This is a genomic window from Marinomonas sp. ef1 (genome assembly GCF_002806845.1).
Lineage (GTDB): Bacteria > Pseudomonadota > Gammaproteobacteria > Pseudomonadales > Marinomonadaceae > Marinomonas > Marinomonas polaris.
This window is the reverse complement of sequence record NZ_NHTT01000005.1, coordinates 182,824-200,708: the sequence shown is the minus strand read 5'-3', so window position 1 is coordinate 200,708 and position 17,885 is coordinate 182,824. Positions and strand designations below refer to the sequence as shown.

Annotated in this window: 19 protein-coding genes; 11 read left to right on the top strand and 8 right to left on the bottom strand. The window is 41.3% G+C overall.

The features are described from left to right. Positions 1-102 precede the first annotated feature (102 nt). From CCS02_RS08890 to CCS02_RS08870, 5 genes are read left to right on the top strand one after another with little or no spacing between them, the layout of a single operon-like run. Positions 103-1,059 (top strand): tripartite tricarboxylate transporter substrate binding protein, encoded by a 957-nt coding sequence (locus tag CCS02_RS08890; protein ID WP_100186977.1) that lies wholly within the window; start codon positions 103-105, stop codon positions 1,057-1,059. Positions 1,060-1,111: 52 nt separating this feature from the next. Beyond that, positions 1,112-2,470 (top strand): aldehyde dehydrogenase family protein, encoded by a 1,359-nt coding sequence (locus CCS02_RS08885; protein WP_100186976.1) that lies wholly within the window; start codon positions 1,112-1,114, stop codon positions 2,468-2,470. 56 nt (positions 2,471-2,526) lie between these two features. Beyond that, complete coding sequence (locus CCS02_RS08880; RefSeq protein WP_100186975.1) at positions 2,527-3,039, top strand: universal stress protein; 513 nt, start codon at positions 2,527-2,529, stop codon at positions 3,037-3,039. Next, entirely contained in the window at positions 3,029-3,556 is a 528-nt protein-coding gene (locus tag CCS02_RS08875; RefSeq protein WP_100186974.1) for a tripartite tricarboxylate transporter TctB family protein, read from the top strand. The genes CCS02_RS08880 and CCS02_RS08875 overlap by 11 nt, the downstream gene beginning before the upstream one ends. A 9-nt stretch (positions 3,557-3,565) precedes the next feature. Continuing rightward, entirely contained in the window at positions 3,566-5,050 is a 1,485-nt protein-coding gene (locus CCS02_RS08870; protein ID WP_100186973.1) for a tripartite tricarboxylate transporter permease, read from the top strand. Positions 5,051-5,270: 220 nt separating this feature from the next. Here CCS02_RS08870 and CCS02_RS08865 read toward each other — a convergent pair whose 3' ends face one another. The 8 genes from CCS02_RS08865 to CCS02_RS08830 form a co-directional block, all read right to left on the bottom strand. Next, on the bottom strand, positions 5,271-6,455 hold the full coding sequence (locus tag CCS02_RS08865; RefSeq protein WP_100186972.1) for a multidrug effflux MFS transporter: 1,185 nt from the start codon (positions 6,453-6,455) through the stop codon (positions 5,271-5,273). 56 nt (positions 6,456-6,511) lie between these two features. Further along, positions 6,512-6,934, bottom strand: a complete 423-nt coding sequence (locus tag CCS02_RS08860) for a GlcG/HbpS family heme-binding protein (protein ID WP_100186971.1) — start codon at positions 6,932-6,934, stop codon at positions 6,512-6,514. Between the two features lie 246 nt (positions 6,935-7,180). Continuing rightward, entirely contained in the window at positions 7,181-8,086 is a 906-nt protein-coding gene (locus CCS02_RS08855) for a helix-turn-helix domain-containing protein (RefSeq protein ID WP_100186970.1), read from the bottom strand. Positions 8,087-8,252: 166 nt separating this feature from the next. Next, on the bottom strand, positions 8,253-9,059 hold the full coding sequence (gene hpaI, locus CCS02_RS08850) for a 4-hydroxy-2-oxoheptanedioate aldolase (RefSeq protein WP_100186969.1): 807 nt from the start codon (positions 9,057-9,059) through the stop codon (positions 8,253-8,255). A 9-nt stretch (positions 9,060-9,068) separates the two neighbouring features. Continuing rightward, positions 9,069-9,872, bottom strand: a complete 804-nt coding sequence (gene hpaH / locus CCS02_RS08845; protein ID WP_072838324.1) for a 2-oxo-hept-4-ene-1,7-dioate hydratase — start codon at positions 9,870-9,872, stop codon at positions 9,069-9,071. Between the two features lie 9 nt (positions 9,873-9,881). Further along, positions 9,882-10,649 carry a fumarylacetoacetate hydrolase family protein gene (locus CCS02_RS08840; RefSeq protein ID WP_100186968.1) on the bottom strand — a complete coding sequence of 256 codons (768 nt, stop codon included), beginning with the start codon at positions 10,647-10,649 and terminating at the stop codon, positions 9,882-9,884. 9 nt (positions 10,650-10,658) lie between these two features. Further along, positions 10,659-11,396: a fumarylacetoacetate hydrolase family protein gene (locus CCS02_RS08835; protein ID WP_100186967.1), complete on the bottom strand. Its 738-nt coding sequence runs from the start codon at positions 11,394-11,396 to the stop codon at positions 10,659-10,661. Positions 11,397-11,488: 92 nt separating this feature from the next. After that, on the bottom strand, positions 11,489-12,244 hold the full coding sequence (locus CCS02_RS08830; RefSeq protein ID WP_072838322.1) for a helix-turn-helix domain-containing protein: 756 nt from the start codon (positions 12,242-12,244) through the stop codon (positions 11,489-11,491). A gap of 252 nt (positions 12,245-12,496) precedes the next feature. Here CCS02_RS08830 and hpaE point away from each other — a divergent pair, with 252 nt between their 5' ends. The 6 genes from hpaE to CCS02_RS08800 all read left to right on the top strand — a co-directional run bounded on the left by hpaE (position 12,497) and on the right by CCS02_RS08800 (position 17,817). Continuing rightward, complete coding sequence (hpaE, locus tag CCS02_RS08825; RefSeq protein ID WP_072838321.1) at positions 12,497-13,960, top strand: 5-carboxymethyl-2-hydroxymuconate semialdehyde dehydrogenase; 1,464 nt, start codon at positions 12,497-12,499, stop codon at positions 13,958-13,960. Positions 13,961-14,010: 50 nt separating this feature from the next. Continuing rightward, positions 14,011-14,391: a 5-carboxymethyl-2-hydroxymuconate Delta-isomerase gene (locus CCS02_RS08820; protein ID WP_072838320.1), complete on the top strand. Its 381-nt coding sequence runs from the start codon at positions 14,011-14,013 to the stop codon at positions 14,389-14,391. 27 nt (positions 14,392-14,418) lie between these two features. Then, the gene (gene hpaD / locus CCS02_RS08815; protein WP_072838319.1) at positions 14,419-15,348 is read left to right on the top strand and encodes a 3,4-dihydroxyphenylacetate 2,3-dioxygenase; all 930 of its coding nucleotides are present in this window, start codon (positions 14,419-14,421) and stop codon (positions 15,346-15,348) included. A 22-nt stretch (positions 15,349-15,370) separates the two neighbouring features. Then, the gene (locus CCS02_RS08810) at positions 15,371-15,832 is read left to right on the top strand and encodes a DUF3237 domain-containing protein (RefSeq protein WP_100186966.1); all 462 of its coding nucleotides are present in this window, start codon (positions 15,371-15,373) and stop codon (positions 15,830-15,832) included. Between the two features lie 121 nt (positions 15,833-15,953). After that, positions 15,954-16,487 carry a TRAP transporter small permease gene (locus CCS02_RS08805; protein ID WP_072838317.1) on the top strand — a complete coding sequence of 178 codons (534 nt, stop codon included), beginning with the start codon at positions 15,954-15,956 and terminating at the stop codon, positions 16,485-16,487. Between the two features lies 1 nt (position 16,488). Further along, entirely contained in the window at positions 16,489-17,817 is a 1,329-nt protein-coding gene (locus CCS02_RS08800; RefSeq protein WP_072838316.1) for a TRAP transporter large permease, read from the top strand. The last annotated feature ends 68 nt before the right edge of the window (positions 17,818-17,885 follow it).

Sequence of the window (17,885 nt, the reverse complement as noted above, 5' to 3'; positions counted from 1 at the left end):
ATAGACGGTTCGTAGGGATAGAAAAATATCCCTATAGGGACATAGAACGAGTCTATTTGAGAGTGTAATTTTGATCTGTATTATTCAAAAGGAGCTATAATAATGAAAAAACAAATATCTCATACCTTGAAAGTCCTAGCGGCTTCTACCTTACTAATTACTACGTTTGCAAGTACCGCTTCAATCGCAGCTGACTACCCAAATCGCCCGGTTAAATTCATCGTCCCATGGCCTCCTGGTGATCTGGAAGATGTTTTGACTCGCGTTATTGCTGAAGAAATGTCAAAAGAAACCGGCGTACCTGCCACTGTAGTGAATAAACCTGGCGGAGGTGGCGTATTAGGAGCAACAACGGTTGCGCAATCTCGCCCTGATGGCAGTGTTATTGGTTCATTTGTTGTGGATTTGGTAACAAGTCAGGTGGTTGGTGGTAATGCGCCATATGCAGAAGATGCCTTTGTTCCGGTCGGGATTTTTCTCGATTATCCATTTGTATTGGCCGTTAAATCTGATACGCCATACAACACACTCCCAGAGTTAGCTGAATACGCTAAAACTCACGATGTTTCTCTAGGTCACTTTGGTTATCAAGCAACACCAACGGCAATTACTTTTCAAGCTGCAAAAAAATTAGGTTTTAAATTCGCCTCCGATTCTGCCTTTGATGCTTTAGATTGTTCTGTTTTAGCCAATGGCGATGCTGAAGTTATCAATACGACTACTCAACAAATTCTTCCTTGTTTAGATTCAAAAGATGCGAAATTGTTAACTTCTTTCACTTACAAACGTTTGGTAACAAATCCCGATGTACCAACCTTGAACGAAGAAACAGGCATTTCCCAAACGCTTTGGAATGGCTTGTTTGTTAAAAAAGGGACACCTCAAGCTGTTATCGACAAAATTGCTTCTATTGCAGAGCAAGCACTACAGGCACCTGAAGTGTTGAAACTGCAAGAGACAACAGGTGCAGGAGTGTATTGGACAAATTCACAAGACGCACAAAAATTGGTTGAGCTTGATTTCGAGAACGCTAAAAAACTAATGAAAGAAATTAAATAATCATTCTTTTTGGCGAATCGTATAGCTCAAAATAAAAATAAATGGTGGAAACATGGCTTTAGACATTATTAATCCAGCGACTAAGAAAACCTATAAAACGATTCAAGTTTCAACTCTAGATGATGTAAATAACGCTGTTGAAAGGGCTAAAGTTGCTTTTAAAGAGTGGAGTGCAAAATCTCATGAAGAGCGCTCAGCGGCTTTACATAATGTGGCTAATGCCATAGAAAAGGCTGGTCCAGAATTGGCTGAAATCGTTACTGCTGAACAGGGGAAACCCCTGTTTCTTGCTCAATTTGAAGTGGGCGGGGCGGTGGGTTGGACCCACTACAATGCCGATTTGAAACTGGAGCCTGAGGTTCTTGAAGATAGCGCAGAGCGTCGTGTTGAAGTGCATCGTATGCCAGTGGGTGTCGTTGCTTCAATCACACCTTGGAACTGGCCTTTAATGATTGCCATTTGGCACATTATGCCAGCGCTTCGTGCTGGTAACAGTGTCGTGATTAAACCTTCTTCTTTAACACCAATTAATACACTTCGTTTGGTCGATATTATTAATGAACATACGGTACCGAATTTGGTGCAAGCGGTTATCGGTGAAAGAGAAGTAGGTGAGCCATTGGTGTCACACCCTGATGTTAAGAAAGTTGTCTTTACTGGCTCAACACCTGTTGGTAAGCGTATTGCTTCTTTGGTAGCTGGTGATCTTAAAAAAGTGACTTTGGAATTGGGTGGTAATGACGCTGGGATCGTTTTGGAAAATGCCAATATTGACAAAATTGCCGAAAAGATTTTTATGACGTCTTTTGTCAATATGGGTCAAACCTGTGCTTGTTTGAAACGTCTCTATGTCCACCGTTCTAAATATGAAGCGCTATGCGATGCTCTTGTGAAAATAGCAGCTGCGCAGGTCGTTGGTAATGGAATGCAAGAGGGCGTGACGTTCGGTCCAGTACAAAACGTGAATCAGTATGAAAAAGTAAAAGCGATGATTATTGATGCTCGCGAATCTGGTGCGGAAGTGATTGCTGCAGATTTACCGTCTGGTTTAGATGGTTACTTTATTGCTCCAACTATTATCAAAAACCCACAGCATAATATTGATGTTGTTTGTCATGAACAATTTGGTCCGGTGCTTCCTGTTATTCCTTACGATGATCTTAACGATGTCATGTCAAAAGCCATTCATGAAGAATTTGCTTTAGGCGGTTCTGTTTGGGGCGAGCCTTGTGCTGAGCTTGATTGGGTTGTCGATCAACTTGATTCAGGAACAGTATGGGTTAATAACCATGCAGAAGTGCTACCTCACGTGCCATTTGGAGGCAATAAGTCTTCTGGATTAGGCGTTGAGTTTGGTATGGAAGGCTTGTTAGAGAACACTGTTCGTAAGGTTATTAACCGCGCGAAGTAAGTTCTAATACTGAAATACAGTCATCTCATAGATGGCTGTATTTTTGGAGTCCATAAATGCGAAATATTTTATACGCGTCTGATTTAGAGCAGGGTAGTCGAGTCGTATTACGAGCTGCTTTAGAGCAGGCTGCTATGTCCAATGGAAAGATCTTTTTCCTACATGTTTCTGATCAGTTTCATCGTGGTAATGATGACTCTTTCGTAGGCTTTAAATTAAAGAAGGCGCACGATGCGCACTTAGAGTCATTGAAAGAGGAACTGAGAACTTACATGAAACAACGAATCCACAATTTCGTTGCTGAAGAATTAAATGATGTTGAGTTTAACGAAGACAGCATTGAAGTGGTTGTTCGTTTTGGTGACCCAGCCAAGAAAATTGTTGATACAGTTAAAGATGTTGAAGCCAGTATGGTGGTGATGGGTGACCGCCGTGTTAATGCTCTGTCACGAATGTTTTTAGGCTCAACAGCGCAAAAAGTCATTCACAATATCACAGTTCCTGTTTTGATCGTGCCCATTTCTAATACTGTTGCGAGCAGCAAAGCGGGGGATAAAAATGGAATATGAAAACCGTAAGTCCAAGCTGTTTTTCTTAGTAATGACCCTCGTTAGTTGCTATTTAATGTTCTCCTATCAAAGCCATACCGTAGACATTAAGCGTGACCATGGTTGGTTTACTCAACCTTATGTTGCGCCTTTGTTTGGATTGGGCTTATTGGCGTTCTTTTCTTTTATCAAACTTATGTTGGTAATTAGGCCAATAGAGGGAGAAAAGGGCTTGTTAGATAGTTTCGTGGATAGCTTAAGTGACTATCGCATGGTGGCTATTACAGCTGCTCTATTTTTTGCGTATGTCAATATCATTACGATAGTAGGCTTTACTATATCCACGACGCTATTTGTCTTATCTATTGTCTGGTTAAGTCGTTTATTGTCGCCAATCTGGGTGTTGAATACCCTCGTTGCGGTCGCACTCATTATTCTGATCTTTAGGGTCGGGGTGAATATCTGGATTCCAGATGTGGTCTTGTATGAAAAGCTATTTAGCGATCAATCCCTTTGGTTCATGAACAAATATTTTTAGAGATTTTGTATGGATTTAATTGCATTAGGTATCCACGAAGTATTTGGTAACGGTGTCATTTGGGCCGTTATAATAGGTGCTCTTATTGGTGTCACGATCGGTTCCATTCCGGGGCTGGAACCTGCTGGTGTTATGGCCATCTTGTTGCCTTTGACCTTCACAATGGAGCCACTTTTTGGTGTGACTTTATTACTAGGTGTCTATGGTGGTGCTTGGTATGGTGGCGCTATTCCAGCCATTTTAATGAATACTCCCGGAACCCCAGTGGCGGTACTCACGACTTATGATGGCTACCCCATGGCGCAAAAAGGACAAGGGAAAAAGGCATTGTCGATCGCTTATACCTCTTCGTTTTTTGGCGGTATGGTCAGTGTGCTCTCTTTGGTGTTTTTTGCGCCAACCTTGTCTCAGGTGGCGACCTTATTTGGCAGCGCTGAATTCGCTATGTTGGCACTACTTGGGATGGTTTTTGTGGTGCTTGCCCATAATAAGTATGCTCTCGAAGCTGCAGCCATGATTGGCTTAGGGATGTTTTTAGGTTCGATTGGGATTGATCGGTCTTTTAACTCTCAAGTTTATACCTTTGATCAATCCTGGTTGTTAGCTGGTGTGCCATTAGTGCCTGCTGTTATTGGCCTTTTTGCCATGTCTCAAGCCTATGTGCTGATTTCTACGAAAAGCGGTGACTCTTTCAAAACCAAGTTAGAAGGCTCTGGCCGTTTTGAAGGTATTACAGTGCTATTGCGTAATAAGGTAACGGCAATTCGCTCAGCTTTATTAGGCGTTGTAATGGGGTTGTTACCTGGGGTTGGTGAATTCGGCTCACAATTCTTTTCTTATACCTTGGCACAGAAGTTTTCTAAAAATCCAGAAGAGTTTGGTAAAGGTGCAGAGGCCGGCATAGTGGCGTCAGAAACTTCAAACAACGCGGTAACCGCTTCGGTATTAGTGCCTTTGCTCGCATTTGGTATTCCTGCTGATGCCTTGATGGCGATGTTGTTGTCTGTATTTATGGTTCATAACTATACGCCTGGGCCACGACTGTTTACTGAACATCCTGAGTTTATTTCTGGTTTGTATGTTGCTCTGTTCGTGATGAATATCTTTATTTTCTTGTATCTGACTTTTGCGACTAGATTTATCGTTAATATCACGCGAATTCGTGGTCGTTTTATTGGTGCATTGATTTTTGTTCTCGGATTCTTGGGTGCTTATAGTCAGAATTACCAATTTAGTGATGCCTTCATTGCGCTAGGTTTCTCTGTGATTGGCTACGTTATGAAACGAAATAATGTTCCTGCTGTGCCTATTATTTTAGGTTTGGTGCTAGGGCCAGTATTTCTAAACCGTATGCGTCAAGCATTGGGTGTTTCTAACGGGGAGTTTGGTATTTTTATCGAGCGTCCTATCGCATTGACCCTGCTTACCGTAACAATCTTATCCATCCTTGTGTTTATTTTTAGCAAAATGAGAGAAAAGCACCGCGTAGCTTGATTTAGACATAATAGAAGGGCCTCATTAGAGGCCCTTCTATTCACACGCCACATCTTGCTTTATTTGAATTCGCTGGAATGTTGCTTAATGAAATGCTTAGTCATGAGTACGCTGCTGTGCAATTTTTCATTGATAATATGAACAATATAATTAGAGAGATTGAAGCCGATTTTGTGGCTCTGTAAAAATACCTTCTAAATTGCATTTATTGTTTTGAAAGCTAAATGACTTTATTTATGCGTGTGCTCAGATAGAGAATTGAGCAAAGAGTGCCGCAGCATGCCATCATGATTAAGAGGCTTGCTGGAGTGCCATCAAACAGTAAACTCGCCACATAACTGATGAAGCTCCCCATTGCAAATTGAGTTGCCACTAGTAAACCTGAAACCGTGCCTGCTTTTTCTGGTAGTTGTGCAAATAACGTCGCTAAGCTATTGGCACCAATTGCACCAGTAACGCTGATGTAAAGCATTGTGGCTACGACAAATAAGGCGAGTGGCGTTTTATTGAAGCCAATCATTCCCCAAATGATTAACGTCGCAGCAAAGGAAATAGCGACAGCCGTACTTAATGCGGCACTTACGCTATAGCGTTTGCTTAAATACGAGTTGAGTAAAGTTGCGATAATAATGGCGAAAATATTCGCAGAAAATAGAACCGCATAATAGGTTTCTGAAAGCTGAAAGTGCTCGATATAGACAAATGCTGATGTCGCTATAAAGGCAAACATGCCAGCAAATGAAAAAGCATTCGTTAACACATATTGGATCAGCAACGGCGCCCGTAAACATTCAATATAGTTTTTACAGTAATGGCTAGCACTAGGCTTTGCGATCATATTTTGTTTTACGTCTGGCAATAACAGAGCACTACCAATAAAAGCCACCATTGAAAATAGTGCTAAGAAGTAAAAGATCCAGCGCCATTCAAAATAGCTAACAATATAAGCGCCTAATATTGGAGATATCAGCATAACCATCATTGATATGATGTGCATGTGTGACAGGATATTGGCAGCTCTTTTTAGTTCATACAAATCACGAACTAAGGCTCTACCAAGAACCGCTGCTGCAGCGCCACCTAATGACTGTAGGAAACGAAACAGAATTAAATTTTCACCAGTCGATGCCATTGCGCAACCAATGCTGCTAAAAAAATAAAACCCAATACCAATTAACAGTAAACGCTTCCTACCTAACATATCGGATAGAGGGCCGAAAATGAGCATTCCTATTGCCATTCCAAGCAAAAAAACAGTAATCGTTGTTTGTATCAGCTGATCCGAGGTGCCCAAATTATTGGCTATGGTAGGCAAACTTGGCAAATACATATCGATAGAAAGTGGTCCAAAAGCGACCAAATATCCAAGCAAGGGGATGGTTAATTTGCTCAAAGCAGAGGACATGGAGGCTCCTGATTTAAAAATATTGTGGCGTTTATTTTTTGTAATTTTTTAGTTAATTAGCTAAGGCTGTTTATGGCGGTTGTTGCACAATCAATGTCCTGTTGCTCACTGCCACCAGAGACACCTATTGCCCCAACAACAGAGCCTTGATGCGAAATAGGAATCCCACCACCTAGAAAGGTAAAGTCAGGTTCACTCTGTAAGGCGAGTAAGGTGTTATTTCTTTCTGCGAGTCTTGTTTGCCATTCTTTGGTCGGTATGCCAAATGACACGGCAGTAAAGGCTTTTTTATGGGAAATGGCTTGAGATAAAAGTGGTGCGTTGTTCATTGCCACGCTGGCTAGGCTGCGACCTGAAGAGCAGACAATAGTTATACAGATATTGATACCAAGCTGTTCTGCTTTATCAATAGCAACACGACAAAGATGCAGTGCTGTCTGTGTGGTTAAATCCTGTCTGGTAATCGTGTTAATGAGCATTTATCAGCCTATATGGGAATATTGCATTTGCCAGTTTTATACCGGAGCTTGGGAAGTAATCGATAATGATTTTCTCTTTAATTACACTGAATGGCATAACTTCTGGGCACTGTTTTTTTATAAAGATAACTTATAGTAATTTGATTAACATGTTAAGTTTTATTTTGAATGTTTTTCCGCCTGTTTTTATGAGACATTTTAAAGTAATAAATTTTAACGTTTTATTTATAGAGTAGCCTTAGTGGGCTATTCATCGGCTCTGTGGTGTTTGCGAAAATCCGAAGGGCTCATGCCAGTATTTTTGATGAAAAACCGAGAGAAATAAGAAGGATCAATATAGCCTAAAGTGTAAGCAATCTCGGTGAGATTCTTATTGGTATGAGATAGCAGGCGTTTAGCTTCGAGCAAAATTCGGCCATTTATCATTTTCTTGGGACTTAGTTTGGTTATCTTATTGCACAAATAGTTCAATCTGCTTTCATTGATGTGTAAGGAATCGCAATAAAATTGAATTTGTTTTTCTGTTAGAAAATGACGCTCAAGTAGGGTACTAAACTCTCTAAAACAAAGGATTTCCGTCTGATTATGCTGTTTTTTGGGTTGCTCAGATCCGGAGAGTCTTAGCATGTTTATTAGGATAAGTTTAACAATGGCCTCAATACTGTCTCGTTGATAAAGTGCAGATTGGTTCCATTCTAGCTTGAGCATTTTAAATAGGTTTAATAGTTGTTCCCAGTGTTGCTGGTCTGGCTTGGTGTCTTTTTGCTTGTCTATATGAAAGGGCATCAGCAACGAGTTGTGATTGCTGTACGCATTTAATTCGGCCATGATTTTTTGTAAATGTGTGTTATGGATAGTAATCACATAACCTGGTGCCGTTGGCTCGGTTAAAAAAGCGTGTGGCGTTGCCGGTGGCGTATAAAATGCGGCGCAATCTTGGGTTTCATAAATATTTTGGTCAATATTAAACAAGGTTTTGCCGGATAGGATAAGGTGGATTTGGCAATATTCTGCATGCAGATGCATTGGCATATCACGACCAAAAAAATCGGCCATTTTGCCAAGTACGTCAAAATGGATAGTGGCGTCCTTGTAAGCGACATCATAGTCTTGTCCAATGGTAATGTTGGGGATCCATTCTTTTTTCATCATGCTATGTTCTTTGTTGGTTTTATTTTTTTAGAGATTATCACAGTAGTGTCAAAAAAATCCCAGCGCACGAATAAACGTGACACTGGGGAAAGTAAGGGTGATCAAAAGATCAAATATCTGAGTAGGTTAACTGGGAGGCAGACATACTCAGATTACAATCAGCACTTTAGTAGACGGATGCTGTTGTTTTTTCTTGGGAATTTTGTTCAGGTTTGAACTCATTCACCAAAGCCTTAGTGCTGTTCATCAGCAAGCCTGTATCACTGCCTACAGCGACAAATAATGCGCCAAGCGACAAGTAATGTTTCGCTTGTGTTTTGTCTGCCATGAGAATGCCAGGCGCTTTTCCAGCCGCAATGATTTTAGCAATACTTTGCTCAATCACTTTGACGACCTCTGGATGGTTAGGCTGTCCAATGTATCCAAGCGATGCGCTTAGGTCAGCTGGTCCAATAAAGACACCATCAACACCATCTACAGCAAGAATGTTATCCAGTTCTTTGACTGCTTGAAGAGATTCGATTTGAACCAACACACAAATTTCATCATTGGCGGTAGTCAAGTAGTCAGGGGTTCGATTGAACTGAGAAGCACGTGCTAAAGCACTACCAACCCCACGAATTCCCGCTGGTGGATAGCGAGTTGCTTTGACTATTTGAGCCGCTTGCGCTGCGTTGTCGACCATAGGAGCCAATACCGTTTGCACGCCAAGATCAAGTATTTGCTTAAGCGCAACATGATCGGCCCAAGCTGGGCGCACAATTGGGTGGCTAGCAAAAGGCGCGATGGCTTGCAGCTGTCCTATCATGGTTTGCAGGGTGTTTGGTGCGTGTTCACCGTCGATTAATAGCCAATCAAATCCTGCACTCGCAATTAGCTCAGCGGTATAGTTGTTGGCCAAACCTAGCCACAGACCAATCTGTGGCTGACGGTTTTTGAGCGCTAATTTGAAAATATTTTTAGGCGCAGACATGTCTATCTCCTAAGCAAAATGACAAGATACTGAACCAAGTGGGCCATAGTCCACGTTGAACGTATCGCCTTTGCGGGCAGCTATTGGGCGAGTAAAAGAACCACCAAGAATAATTTGTCCCGGCTCAAGCTCAATATCAAAGGGCGCAAGTTTATTAGCAAGCCATGAAACACCGTTGGCAGGATGGTTTAATACGCCTGCAGCAACACCTGTTTCTTCAATAATGCCGTTGCGTTGCATAATGGCTGATACCCAACGTAAATCCATTTCACTGATTTTTATTGGACGTCCACCTAAAATGATAGCCGCATTGGCCGCGTTGTCTGCGATGGTATCAAAGACTTTGCGGGGACGTTTGCTTTCAGGGTCTATCGATTGGCTGCGGGCGTCAATTAGCTCAAGTGCAGGAATAACGTAATCCGTTGCGTTATAAACATCGAAAATTGTACAGTTTGGCCCTCTCAACGGTTTTTTTAAAACGAACGCCAGTTCGACCTCGATACGCGGAACAATGAACTTGTCTGTTTCGATTTCACAGCCATCGTAGTACAGCATGTCATCAAGCAAGGTGCCGTAATCTGGCTCATCTATTTGTGAACTCATTTGCATCGCTCGTGAGGTTAGGCCAATTTTATGACCAATAACTTTACGGCCTTCATTCAGCTTCATTTGTACCCATTCGCGTTGGATGGCATAGGCATCGTCAATCGTGATATCTGGGTAATCCAGTGAAATTTGACGAATTTGAACACGTTCTTTTTCTGCCTGATTAAGTCTGTTCGCACAAGAAGTAATAATGTCGTTTGAAAGCATATCGCACCCTTAATTATTTAAATTGTTTAGGTATTCTGATTCAGTAATAATGGTGTTTTTGAGGATACCAACGCCTTCTACTTCCGTTATTACCACATCTCCAGGTTTAACATCGGCTAGTCCTTCTGGTGTACCTGTAAAGATCATATCGCCAGGTGTTAACGTCATAATGTCACTTAAATAGGCGATCAAATGAGGGATGTTGAACACCAAATCTTTAGTATTACCTTCTTGCTTTAGCTCACCGTTGATATAGGTGCGTAGCATTAGGTTATGAGGGTCTTTGATATCTTTTGCGTCAATAATGTATGGGCCAATTGGAGTACAAGTATCACGGCTTTTTACGCGTAGGTTAGGGCGGTAATAGTTTTCTAAGTAGTCACGAATGGCGTAGTCATTACCAACGGTATAGCCGCCTACATAGTCCATTGCGTCTTCTTTAGAGACATTTTTTGCTTCTTTGCCGATGACCACAACGAGCTCACATTCATAGTGCATGTAATCAATATTGTCGGGGCGGTAGGTTTTTTGATCGTGACCAATGAGTGAATTTTTGCTTTTCAAAAATACCAATGGTTCTTCTGGTGCTGCGAAAGAAAGTTCAGCAGCATGATCGGCATAATTGATGGCTAATACAAACATTTTGCCTTCGCAAGGTGGTAACCAAGTGAAAGACCCTTCTTCTAGAATCTTACCTTGCTGAGTAACCGCTTGATCTTGTTCGTTAACCGTGACTGCTAATGTTTCATTCTTAAAAAGTATACGAGCGCTTTTCATGACTGCTTCCTATTCTTGTTCTACTGGGTTGACTAGGCGGCCGACGCCTTCGATGTCGATCATGACACTATCACCTGGTTTAATTTCTAAATCTGGTGTGCGTTCAGGCGTGCCTGCGATGATGATGTCTCCAGCTTCTAGCGTCATGAAACTGCTGATGTAGCTTATTACTTCTTCAACTGAGTAAATCAATTGATCAGTATTTGTCTTGTGCACTAAAGCGTCATTAACAAATGTCTTGATGCTCAAATTATTAGGTTTTCTGACGGTTTCTTTGTCTACTGTCCATGGGCCAATAGGGCAGAAAGTGTCGCGGCATTTTGCTTTTACTGCTGGTCGGTAGAAAGATGTTTCAGCTAGGCTTACTTCGTTTACAACAGTAAAACCTGCAACGAAATCTAAGGCGTTGCTGGCATCAACACGAGTGGCTTTTTTACCAATAACGATACCTAATGATGGGCCCGCATAAATCGCACCTTTATCGCTTGGTACCTTGATGCTGTTAGCATAACCAATGTGAGTATTGTCTGTTTTAATATGTAAAACAGGGGTTTTGGGTGGTTGAACGTGTGGCTTTTCGTTGAAGACTTGCTCTAAAGATTTAGCTAAGGCTTTATTATTTAGAGCTACGCCAATTACACTTCCAGATGTTGGTGGAAGCATGGTGTCGTCTAACCTGATTTCATAGCTGGCATCTGCTGTTTTTGATACCACGTCATTTGATTCTTTTTGTCTGTAATGAAACATGTTTATTTTCACCAAGTATAGTTAACATGTTAACTATACTTTCGTAAAAAACGCTTCTTGTCAATACATAGCTTTGCAATGTGGGTGTTGATTTATTGGATGAAGTTACGAAATAGTTCCGCTTGTGATTTGATATTCAGCTTTCGATAGATATTTTTGCGGTGGTTTTTGACTGTTCCTTCTGAAACAAAACATTTTTCTGCAATCGAAACGGAAGACATGCCTTCCAAAATTAACCCAACAATCTCTTTCTCTCGTTTGGTCAGATTGAGTTCATCAAGATGAGAGTGACGACTTTTATGAGTGAGGCTTTCATGTTCTATAGGTTGGCTTTGCTGTAGCAGACTTCCAACACGTTCATGGGTCAAGATGGCCGCTTTGATAGAGTTTATACAAGGCGTGAGTTCTTTATGGACAGCTTTTAGGGATAAATCATTGTCCTTAGTCGAGTAAGCGATACAGATTTTAGTGTCGTCGTTAGTGCCAATAACAATGTTAGTTTCATTGCACCAATCAAGGCGTTGATAAAAAGTGTCATAGTAAATGGAATTACGAAAATCATCATTGACGAGACTATCTAAGGTAACGAGTTCTTTCTGGTTTTTGCCGTAAATTGTGTCATAGATAGGATCCAGTAAGTACGCTGATTCGCAGTACACTTTGTCAATTTCTGACATCGGATAGTCACCTAGGAAAACGGGGTGATCTGTTTTTGAATAGCTAACAATTCTTATATTGGATATAGGGTCTAAGGCTTTTATTGAGTAAACAACTTGGTCATAGAAATGACGCTGACCAATGCTATTAATAAGCGACGGCAAAATTTTATTCAGGCTAGTGTTTACCATTTTAATGCGCTCCCGTTTATTGTCGGTTATTTGATAGGGCACGTCCGTGATAATTTCACATCTATGACAAATGTCAATTTATGCAATAAATATTCCAATTTTTTCTATATCCATACCTTTTAAATAAATGCATTCCATTGATGATAAGTGTGCTTGACATACTATACATGTTAAGTTTAATTTATTTAACATGTTAACTAAATCGATGTCGAGGCATTCTCGTTCGGTTCCTTGTCAGGAGAGTAAAGAAAAATGATTAAGAACTTGATAAACGGTAAATGGGTTGAAAGTAAAGAGACCTTTCAAACTTTTAATCCGGCCACCGGCGAAGTGTTGGCGGAAGTCGCTCATGCGTCACCAGAACAAGTTGCTGCTGCGGTTCAGGCAGCTAAAGATGCTTTTCCAGCTTGGGCAAACATGCCGGTTGCTAAACGTTCTAAAATTATTGAAAAACTAGGCGATTTGATTGCTCAAAACGTTGAAGAAATTGCGCAATTAGAAACTGCCGACACAGGTTTGCCTATTTATCAAACGCAAAATGCCTTGGTACCACGCTCGTCTAATAATTTTTATTTCTTTGCAGAAAAAGCGAAGCAAATGAATGGTCATACTTATCCAGTAGATGACCAAATGCTTAACTACACCTTGTATTCTCCAACAGGTGTTTGCGCGCTTATTTCGCCTTGGAACGTACCTTTCATGACTGGTACGTGGAAAACGGCACCTTGTTTAGCGTTAGGTAATACTGCCGTGATGAAACAATCTGAATTGTCGCCTTTGACGACAGACTTTCTTGGCAGACTCGCACTAGAAGCGGGCATTCCTGCCGGTGTATTTAATATTGTGCATGGCTTTGGTTCAACAACGGGTAACGCATTAATTACCAATGATGATGTGAGTGCAATTTCCTTCACTGGTGGTACGTCTACTGGTAAACACATCATCGCTAGTGCCGGTCTTAAGAAATTCTCCATGGAACTTGGCGGCAAATCTCCAGTGATGATTTTTGATGATTGCGATTACGATCGTGCTTTGGATGCCGCTGTATTTGGCATCTTCTCTATCAATGGCGAGCGTTGTACTGCGGGCTCTCGTATCTTCGTTCAAGAGTCTATCTACGATCGATTCTGTGAAGACTTTGCGAAACGTGCTGATGCTATCAAGGTGGGTGATCCATCTGATATGAACACTCAAGTAGGGGCTTTGATCAGTCAGCAGCATTGGGAAAAAGTGACGGGTTACATCCGCATCGGCATGGAAGAAGGCGCTAAATTAATTGCTGGTGGTCCAGATAAACCGGTTAATGAGCTCCCTGCTCACCTTAAAAATGGCCATTTTGTTCGTCCAACGGTTTTCCGTGATGTTACTAATAATATGCGTATTGCTCGTGAAGAAATCTTTGGCCCGGTTGCAGTATTGATTCCTTTTAAAGATGAAGCTGATGTGGTTCGCATGGCAAATGACAACGACTACGGTCTTGCTTCTTACCTATGGACTCAAGATGTCAGTAAGGTACACCGCATTGGTCGTAATATCGAAGCGGGCATGTTGTTTGTAAATAGCCAAAACGTTCGAGATCTTCGTACACCTTTTGGTGGTGTGAAAGGGTCTGGAACTGGCCGTGAAGGCGGTGATTATAGCTTTGAAGTGTTTTGTGAGCCTAAAAATGTATGTATTAGCCTAGGCTCTCATCACATCCCTAAATGGGGTGTGTAGTTTAAATATTGGCGAGGGAGTTATTCCCTCGTTCTTGTTGGAGCATTTATATGCCTCATTTTGTTTTTGAATATTCTGCAAATTTAGAAGATCGATTAGATTTTCAGCCAGTGTTTAAAGCACTGCATGAATACATTGTCTCAACAGGGCACTTTCCTCTTGGTGGTGTGCGTAGCCGAGCGATTTGTTGTGATCATTTTCGTGTGGCGGATGGGCGCGATGATTTCGCGTTGATAAATTTGAACCTAAAAATAGGTCACGGACGCAGTATGGAAGTGCGTCAAGAGGTTGCAGAAAAGGTATTTTCTATCTTTTGCGAATGGATGAAGCCGATCACAGATAACAGCTATTGTCAGATTTCTTTTGAACTGACAGAGTTGGATCCAGTTCTTAAATTCAATAAAAATAATATCCACGCTCTTTTTAAGTAGAGTGTGAGAAGTAAAGAGGTTTTACCAATGGGTAAGTTAGCATTAGCCGCAAAAATTACACATGTTCCTTCCATGTATCTTTCAGAACTAGACGGCCCTCGTAAAGGGACTCGACAGTCTGCTATTGATGGACATTATGAAATTGCACGCCGTTGCAAAGAATTAAATGTCGATACTATTATTGTTTTTGATACGCACTGGTTGGTAAATGCCAATTACCACATCAATTGTGCGCCGCATTTTAAAGGCACTTACACTAGTAACGAGTTACCGCATTTTATTAAGAATATGCCTTATGAAGTGAATGGAAACCCTGAGCTGGGTAAAATTATTGCTCAAGTTTGTAATGAGCAAGGTGTTGAAACTCTCGCTCATGATGACACCACGCTTGCACCAGAATACGGCACACTAGTGCCAATGCGCTATATGAACCAAGACCTGCATTTCAAAGTTATTTCTGTTTCTGCCTTATTAACCGTACATTATCTTAACGATTCCGCTCGTTTTGGTTGGGCGCTGCGTGAAGCTATTGAAAAACATTACGATGGCAATGTTGCTATTTTAGCAAGTGGTTCTTTGTCTCATCGATTTGCTCAAAATGGCAGTGCCCCCGATTTTGCCCATAAAATTTGGAGCCCTTTCTTAGAGTCTTTAGATGAATCTGTGGTGAGAATGTGGGAAAACGCTGAGTGGAATACTTTCTGCGAGATGTTGCCTGAATACGCAGCCAAAGGTCACGGTGAAGGTTTTATGCACGATACCGCTATGTTGCTTGGTGCGCTAGGGTGGTCTGAATATGATGAGAAAGTGGAAGTGCTGACTCCTTACTTTGGTGCATCCGGTACTGGACAAATCAATGCAATCTTCCCTGTTTCGCCACAAACTGGTGCTGCTGTTCCTAAGCCTCAAGCATCGGTCGAGAATGGCACTTTTACCTATGGTAAAAGCCGTTTGTAATTTGAGAGGTTAGGAGACATTCATGATACATGCCCCAGAGTTAAAATATTTTGCGACGTTAAAAGTGGAGATTGATGCGCCTCAGGAAGTGGGTGTTTCAGTTCATGGTGAACGCCGAATCATTCCTATTACTGGAGGAACGGTACAAGGTAATGGTTGGCAAGGAAAAGTGCTGCGAGGTGGGGCAGACTATCAATTAATATTGACTCCTAGATTAACTCATCTCGATGCGCAATATGCCATCGAGTTAGATAACGGTGAATTGATTTATATTCATAATAAAGCCATTCGTGTGGCATCTGCGGAAATAACGCAAAAGATAAAAATTGGTGAGCCGGTAGCCCCAGAGTTGATTTATTTTCGTTGCCATCCTGTTTTTGAAACAAGTTCGCCATCGATGCAATGGATAACTGAACGTGTTTTTGTCGGTACTGGAATACGTCGACCGAACTTGGTTGAGCTGCAAATCTTTGAAGTTTTATAGGTGATTTAATTATCGCTGTGTAGATTAATTTTTTAATCAAAAGCGATTTTATTTTTACGATCATTTAGTTAACATGATAACTAAATAAAAATAATAATTAGAGTATCAATTAGGAGTTTCCATGCAATTAAGTGGATGGATGAAGAAGCAATATCCGGAACCCAATGTCTACCGATGGATTGGTTTAACATTAGAAGGAGTTGCTGCAACGGTATTGTTATTGCTCGTACTGCTGACTTGTTTTGATGTGGTTGGCCGCTATCTTTTTAATAATTCTATTGATGGCGCTGTCGAGCTGACGCAAATTGGTTTAGCTATTATGGTATTTGCTCAAATGCCTATTATTACTTGGCGAGGTAGTCATGTTGTTGTTGATCTTTTGGATCAAGTCTTAGGAAATCGTATAATCAAAATTCTCGCTATTTTCTCCGTTTTTATTATTTCTACTTCGTTTTATTTTCTAGCTGTTCGCATTTATCAGTTAGCCGAACGCTCTCTTAGTCGCGGCGAGCTTACTGAGTATCTTGGATTACCAGCAGGTTATATCGCTCAATATATTGCGCTAATGAGTTGGGTGACGGCTGCATGCATGCTGACCTATGGTGCTTATTGCGTATTGAAAGATAAAAACGTTTCACAGTCGGTTGGAGAATAACGTGTCAGTTGTATTTATTGGTTTTGCCGTACTGCTCTTTTTGATTTTAATTTTACGTATGCCAATTGCCTTTGCGATGGGAATCGTTGGTTTCTTCGGTTTCGCTATGTTGCAAGGGCTTGGTTTTGACAATTTATTTTCGTTTCGCTGGACCGCGTCTCTTACTTTGGCGTCCAGTAGAGTTGTTGAAACCGTGCAGGAATATAGCCTATCAGTAATACCTTTGTTTATTTTGATGGGCAATATAGTCACTCGATCCGGCCTTTCGCAAGAATTGTATAACGCATCTTATGCTTTTTTAGGTCATCGCAAAGGTGGTCTTGCTATGTCTACTGTCCTGGCTTGTGGTGGTTTTTCCGCTATTTGTGGTTCTAGTTTGGCAACATCCGCAACCATGGCAAAAGTGGCAATGCCACCGATGCGCAAGTTTGGCTATTCCGATAGCTTAGCGACAGCGTCTATAGCGGCGGGCGGAACTTTAGGTATTTTGATTCCACCGAGCGTCATCTTAGTTATTTACGGCTTACTAACAGAGTCCAGTATTCGAGAGTTGTTTGCGGCAGGCTTTATACCTGGCATGTTAGGCATTTTGCTGTATATGGCCGCAGTGCGTTATGTAGTTTGGCGTAATCCAGCTGAAGGTCCTGCAGGTGAACGCATGACTTTTAAAGAACGCATGATTGCCCTAAGAGGAATTTGGGGTGTCTTGATGCTGTTTACCATCGTCATGGGCGGTATTTATTTAGGTATTTTTACGCCAACAGAAGCGGCGGGTATCGGTGCGGGAGGCGCGTTATTGATTGGATTTGCACGTCGTAGCTTAAGCTTTTCAGGTCTATACGAAACTCTGATAGATACAGTAAGGACCTCGGCTATGCTGTTTAGTGTGGTAATTGGTGCGCTTATTTTCTCAGATTTTATTAATCGCGCAGGCTTACCTGATGCGTTATTAAATTTTGTCACGTCATTAGATGTCGCGCCGATTGTGGTAATCCTCATTATTTTATGTATTTACATCGTTTTGGGCATGGTTTTCGAAAGCCTTTCGATGCTGTTACTTACTGTGCCTGTTTTCTATCCTTTGGTAGCAAGTTTAGGTTTTGACCTTGTCTGGTTCGGTATTGTTGTGGTGGTGGTAACTGAGATTAGTTTAATTACGCCACCAGTGGGGATGAATGTCTTTGTACTTAGCGCGGTGTTAAAAGATGTTAAAGCGGGAACAATATTTAAGGGAGTAACGCCATTTTGGTGTGTTGATATTATTCGACTTCTGATCATTGTCTTTGTCTTTCAAGTGTCGATGTTTTTACCCGAGCTGCTTTATAGATAACGTATGTTTTAGCAAGAGTTGTCACTAACCTCACTTCGAACGGTGGTGACGAAAATATAATTCATAAA

Coding starts and splice junctions, on each gene's coding strand:
- CCS02_RS08860 (WP_100186971.1), bottom strand. CDS start 6,934: ATGCTCATTAACACGATTACCAGACAGGATTTAACCACACAGACAGCA.
- CCS02_RS08820 (WP_072838320.1), top strand. CDS start 14,011: ATGCCTCATTTTGTTTTTGAATATTCTGCAAATTTAGAAGATCGATTA.
- CCS02_RS08830 (WP_072838322.1), bottom strand. CDS start 12,244: ATGGTAAACACTAGCCTGAATAAAATTTTGCCGTCGCTTATTAATAGC.
- CCS02_RS08885 (WP_100186976.1), top strand. CDS start 1,112: ATGGCTTTAGACATTATTAATCCAGCGACTAAGAAAACCTATAAAACG.
- CCS02_RS08875 (WP_100186974.1), top strand. CDS start 3,029: ATGGAATATGAAAACCGTAAGTCCAAGCTGTTTTTCTTAGTAATGACC.
- hpaD (WP_072838319.1), top strand. CDS start 14,419: ATGGGTAAGTTAGCATTAGCCGCAAAAATTACACATGTTCCTTCCATG.
- CCS02_RS08890 (WP_100186977.1), top strand. CDS start 103: ATGAAAAAACAAATATCTCATACCTTGAAAGTCCTAGCGGCTTCTACC.
- CCS02_RS08855 (WP_100186970.1), bottom strand. CDS start 8,086: ATGATGAAAAAAGAATGGATCCCCAACATTACCATTGGACAAGACTAT.
- CCS02_RS08835 (WP_100186967.1), bottom strand. CDS start 11,396: ATGTTTCATTACAGACAAAAAGAATCAAATGACGTGGTATCAAAAACA.
- CCS02_RS08840 (WP_100186968.1), bottom strand. CDS start 10,649: ATGAAAAGCGCTCGTATACTTTTTAAGAATGAAACATTAGCAGTCACG.
- hpaH (WP_072838324.1), bottom strand. CDS start 9,872: ATGCTTTCAAACGACATTATTACTTCTTGTGCGAACAGACTTAATCAG.
- hpaI (WP_100186969.1), bottom strand. CDS start 9,059: ATGTCTGCGCCTAAAAATATTTTCAAATTAGCGCTCAAAAACCGTCAG.
- CCS02_RS08810 (WP_100186966.1), top strand. CDS start 15,371: ATGATACATGCCCCAGAGTTAAAATATTTTGCGACGTTAAAAGTGGAG.
- CCS02_RS08870 (WP_100186973.1), top strand. CDS start 3,566: ATGGATTTAATTGCATTAGGTATCCACGAAGTATTTGGTAACGGTGTC.
- hpaE (WP_072838321.1), top strand. CDS start 12,497: ATGATTAAGAACTTGATAAACGGTAAATGGGTTGAAAGTAAAGAGACC.
- CCS02_RS08880 (WP_100186975.1), top strand. CDS start 2,527: ATGCGAAATATTTTATACGCGTCTGATTTAGAGCAGGGTAGTCGAGTC.
- CCS02_RS08865 (WP_100186972.1), bottom strand. CDS start 6,455: ATGTCCTCTGCTTTGAGCAAATTAACCATCCCCTTGCTTGGATATTTG.
- CCS02_RS08805 (WP_072838317.1), top strand. CDS start 15,954: ATGCAATTAAGTGGATGGATGAAGAAGCAATATCCGGAACCCAATGTC.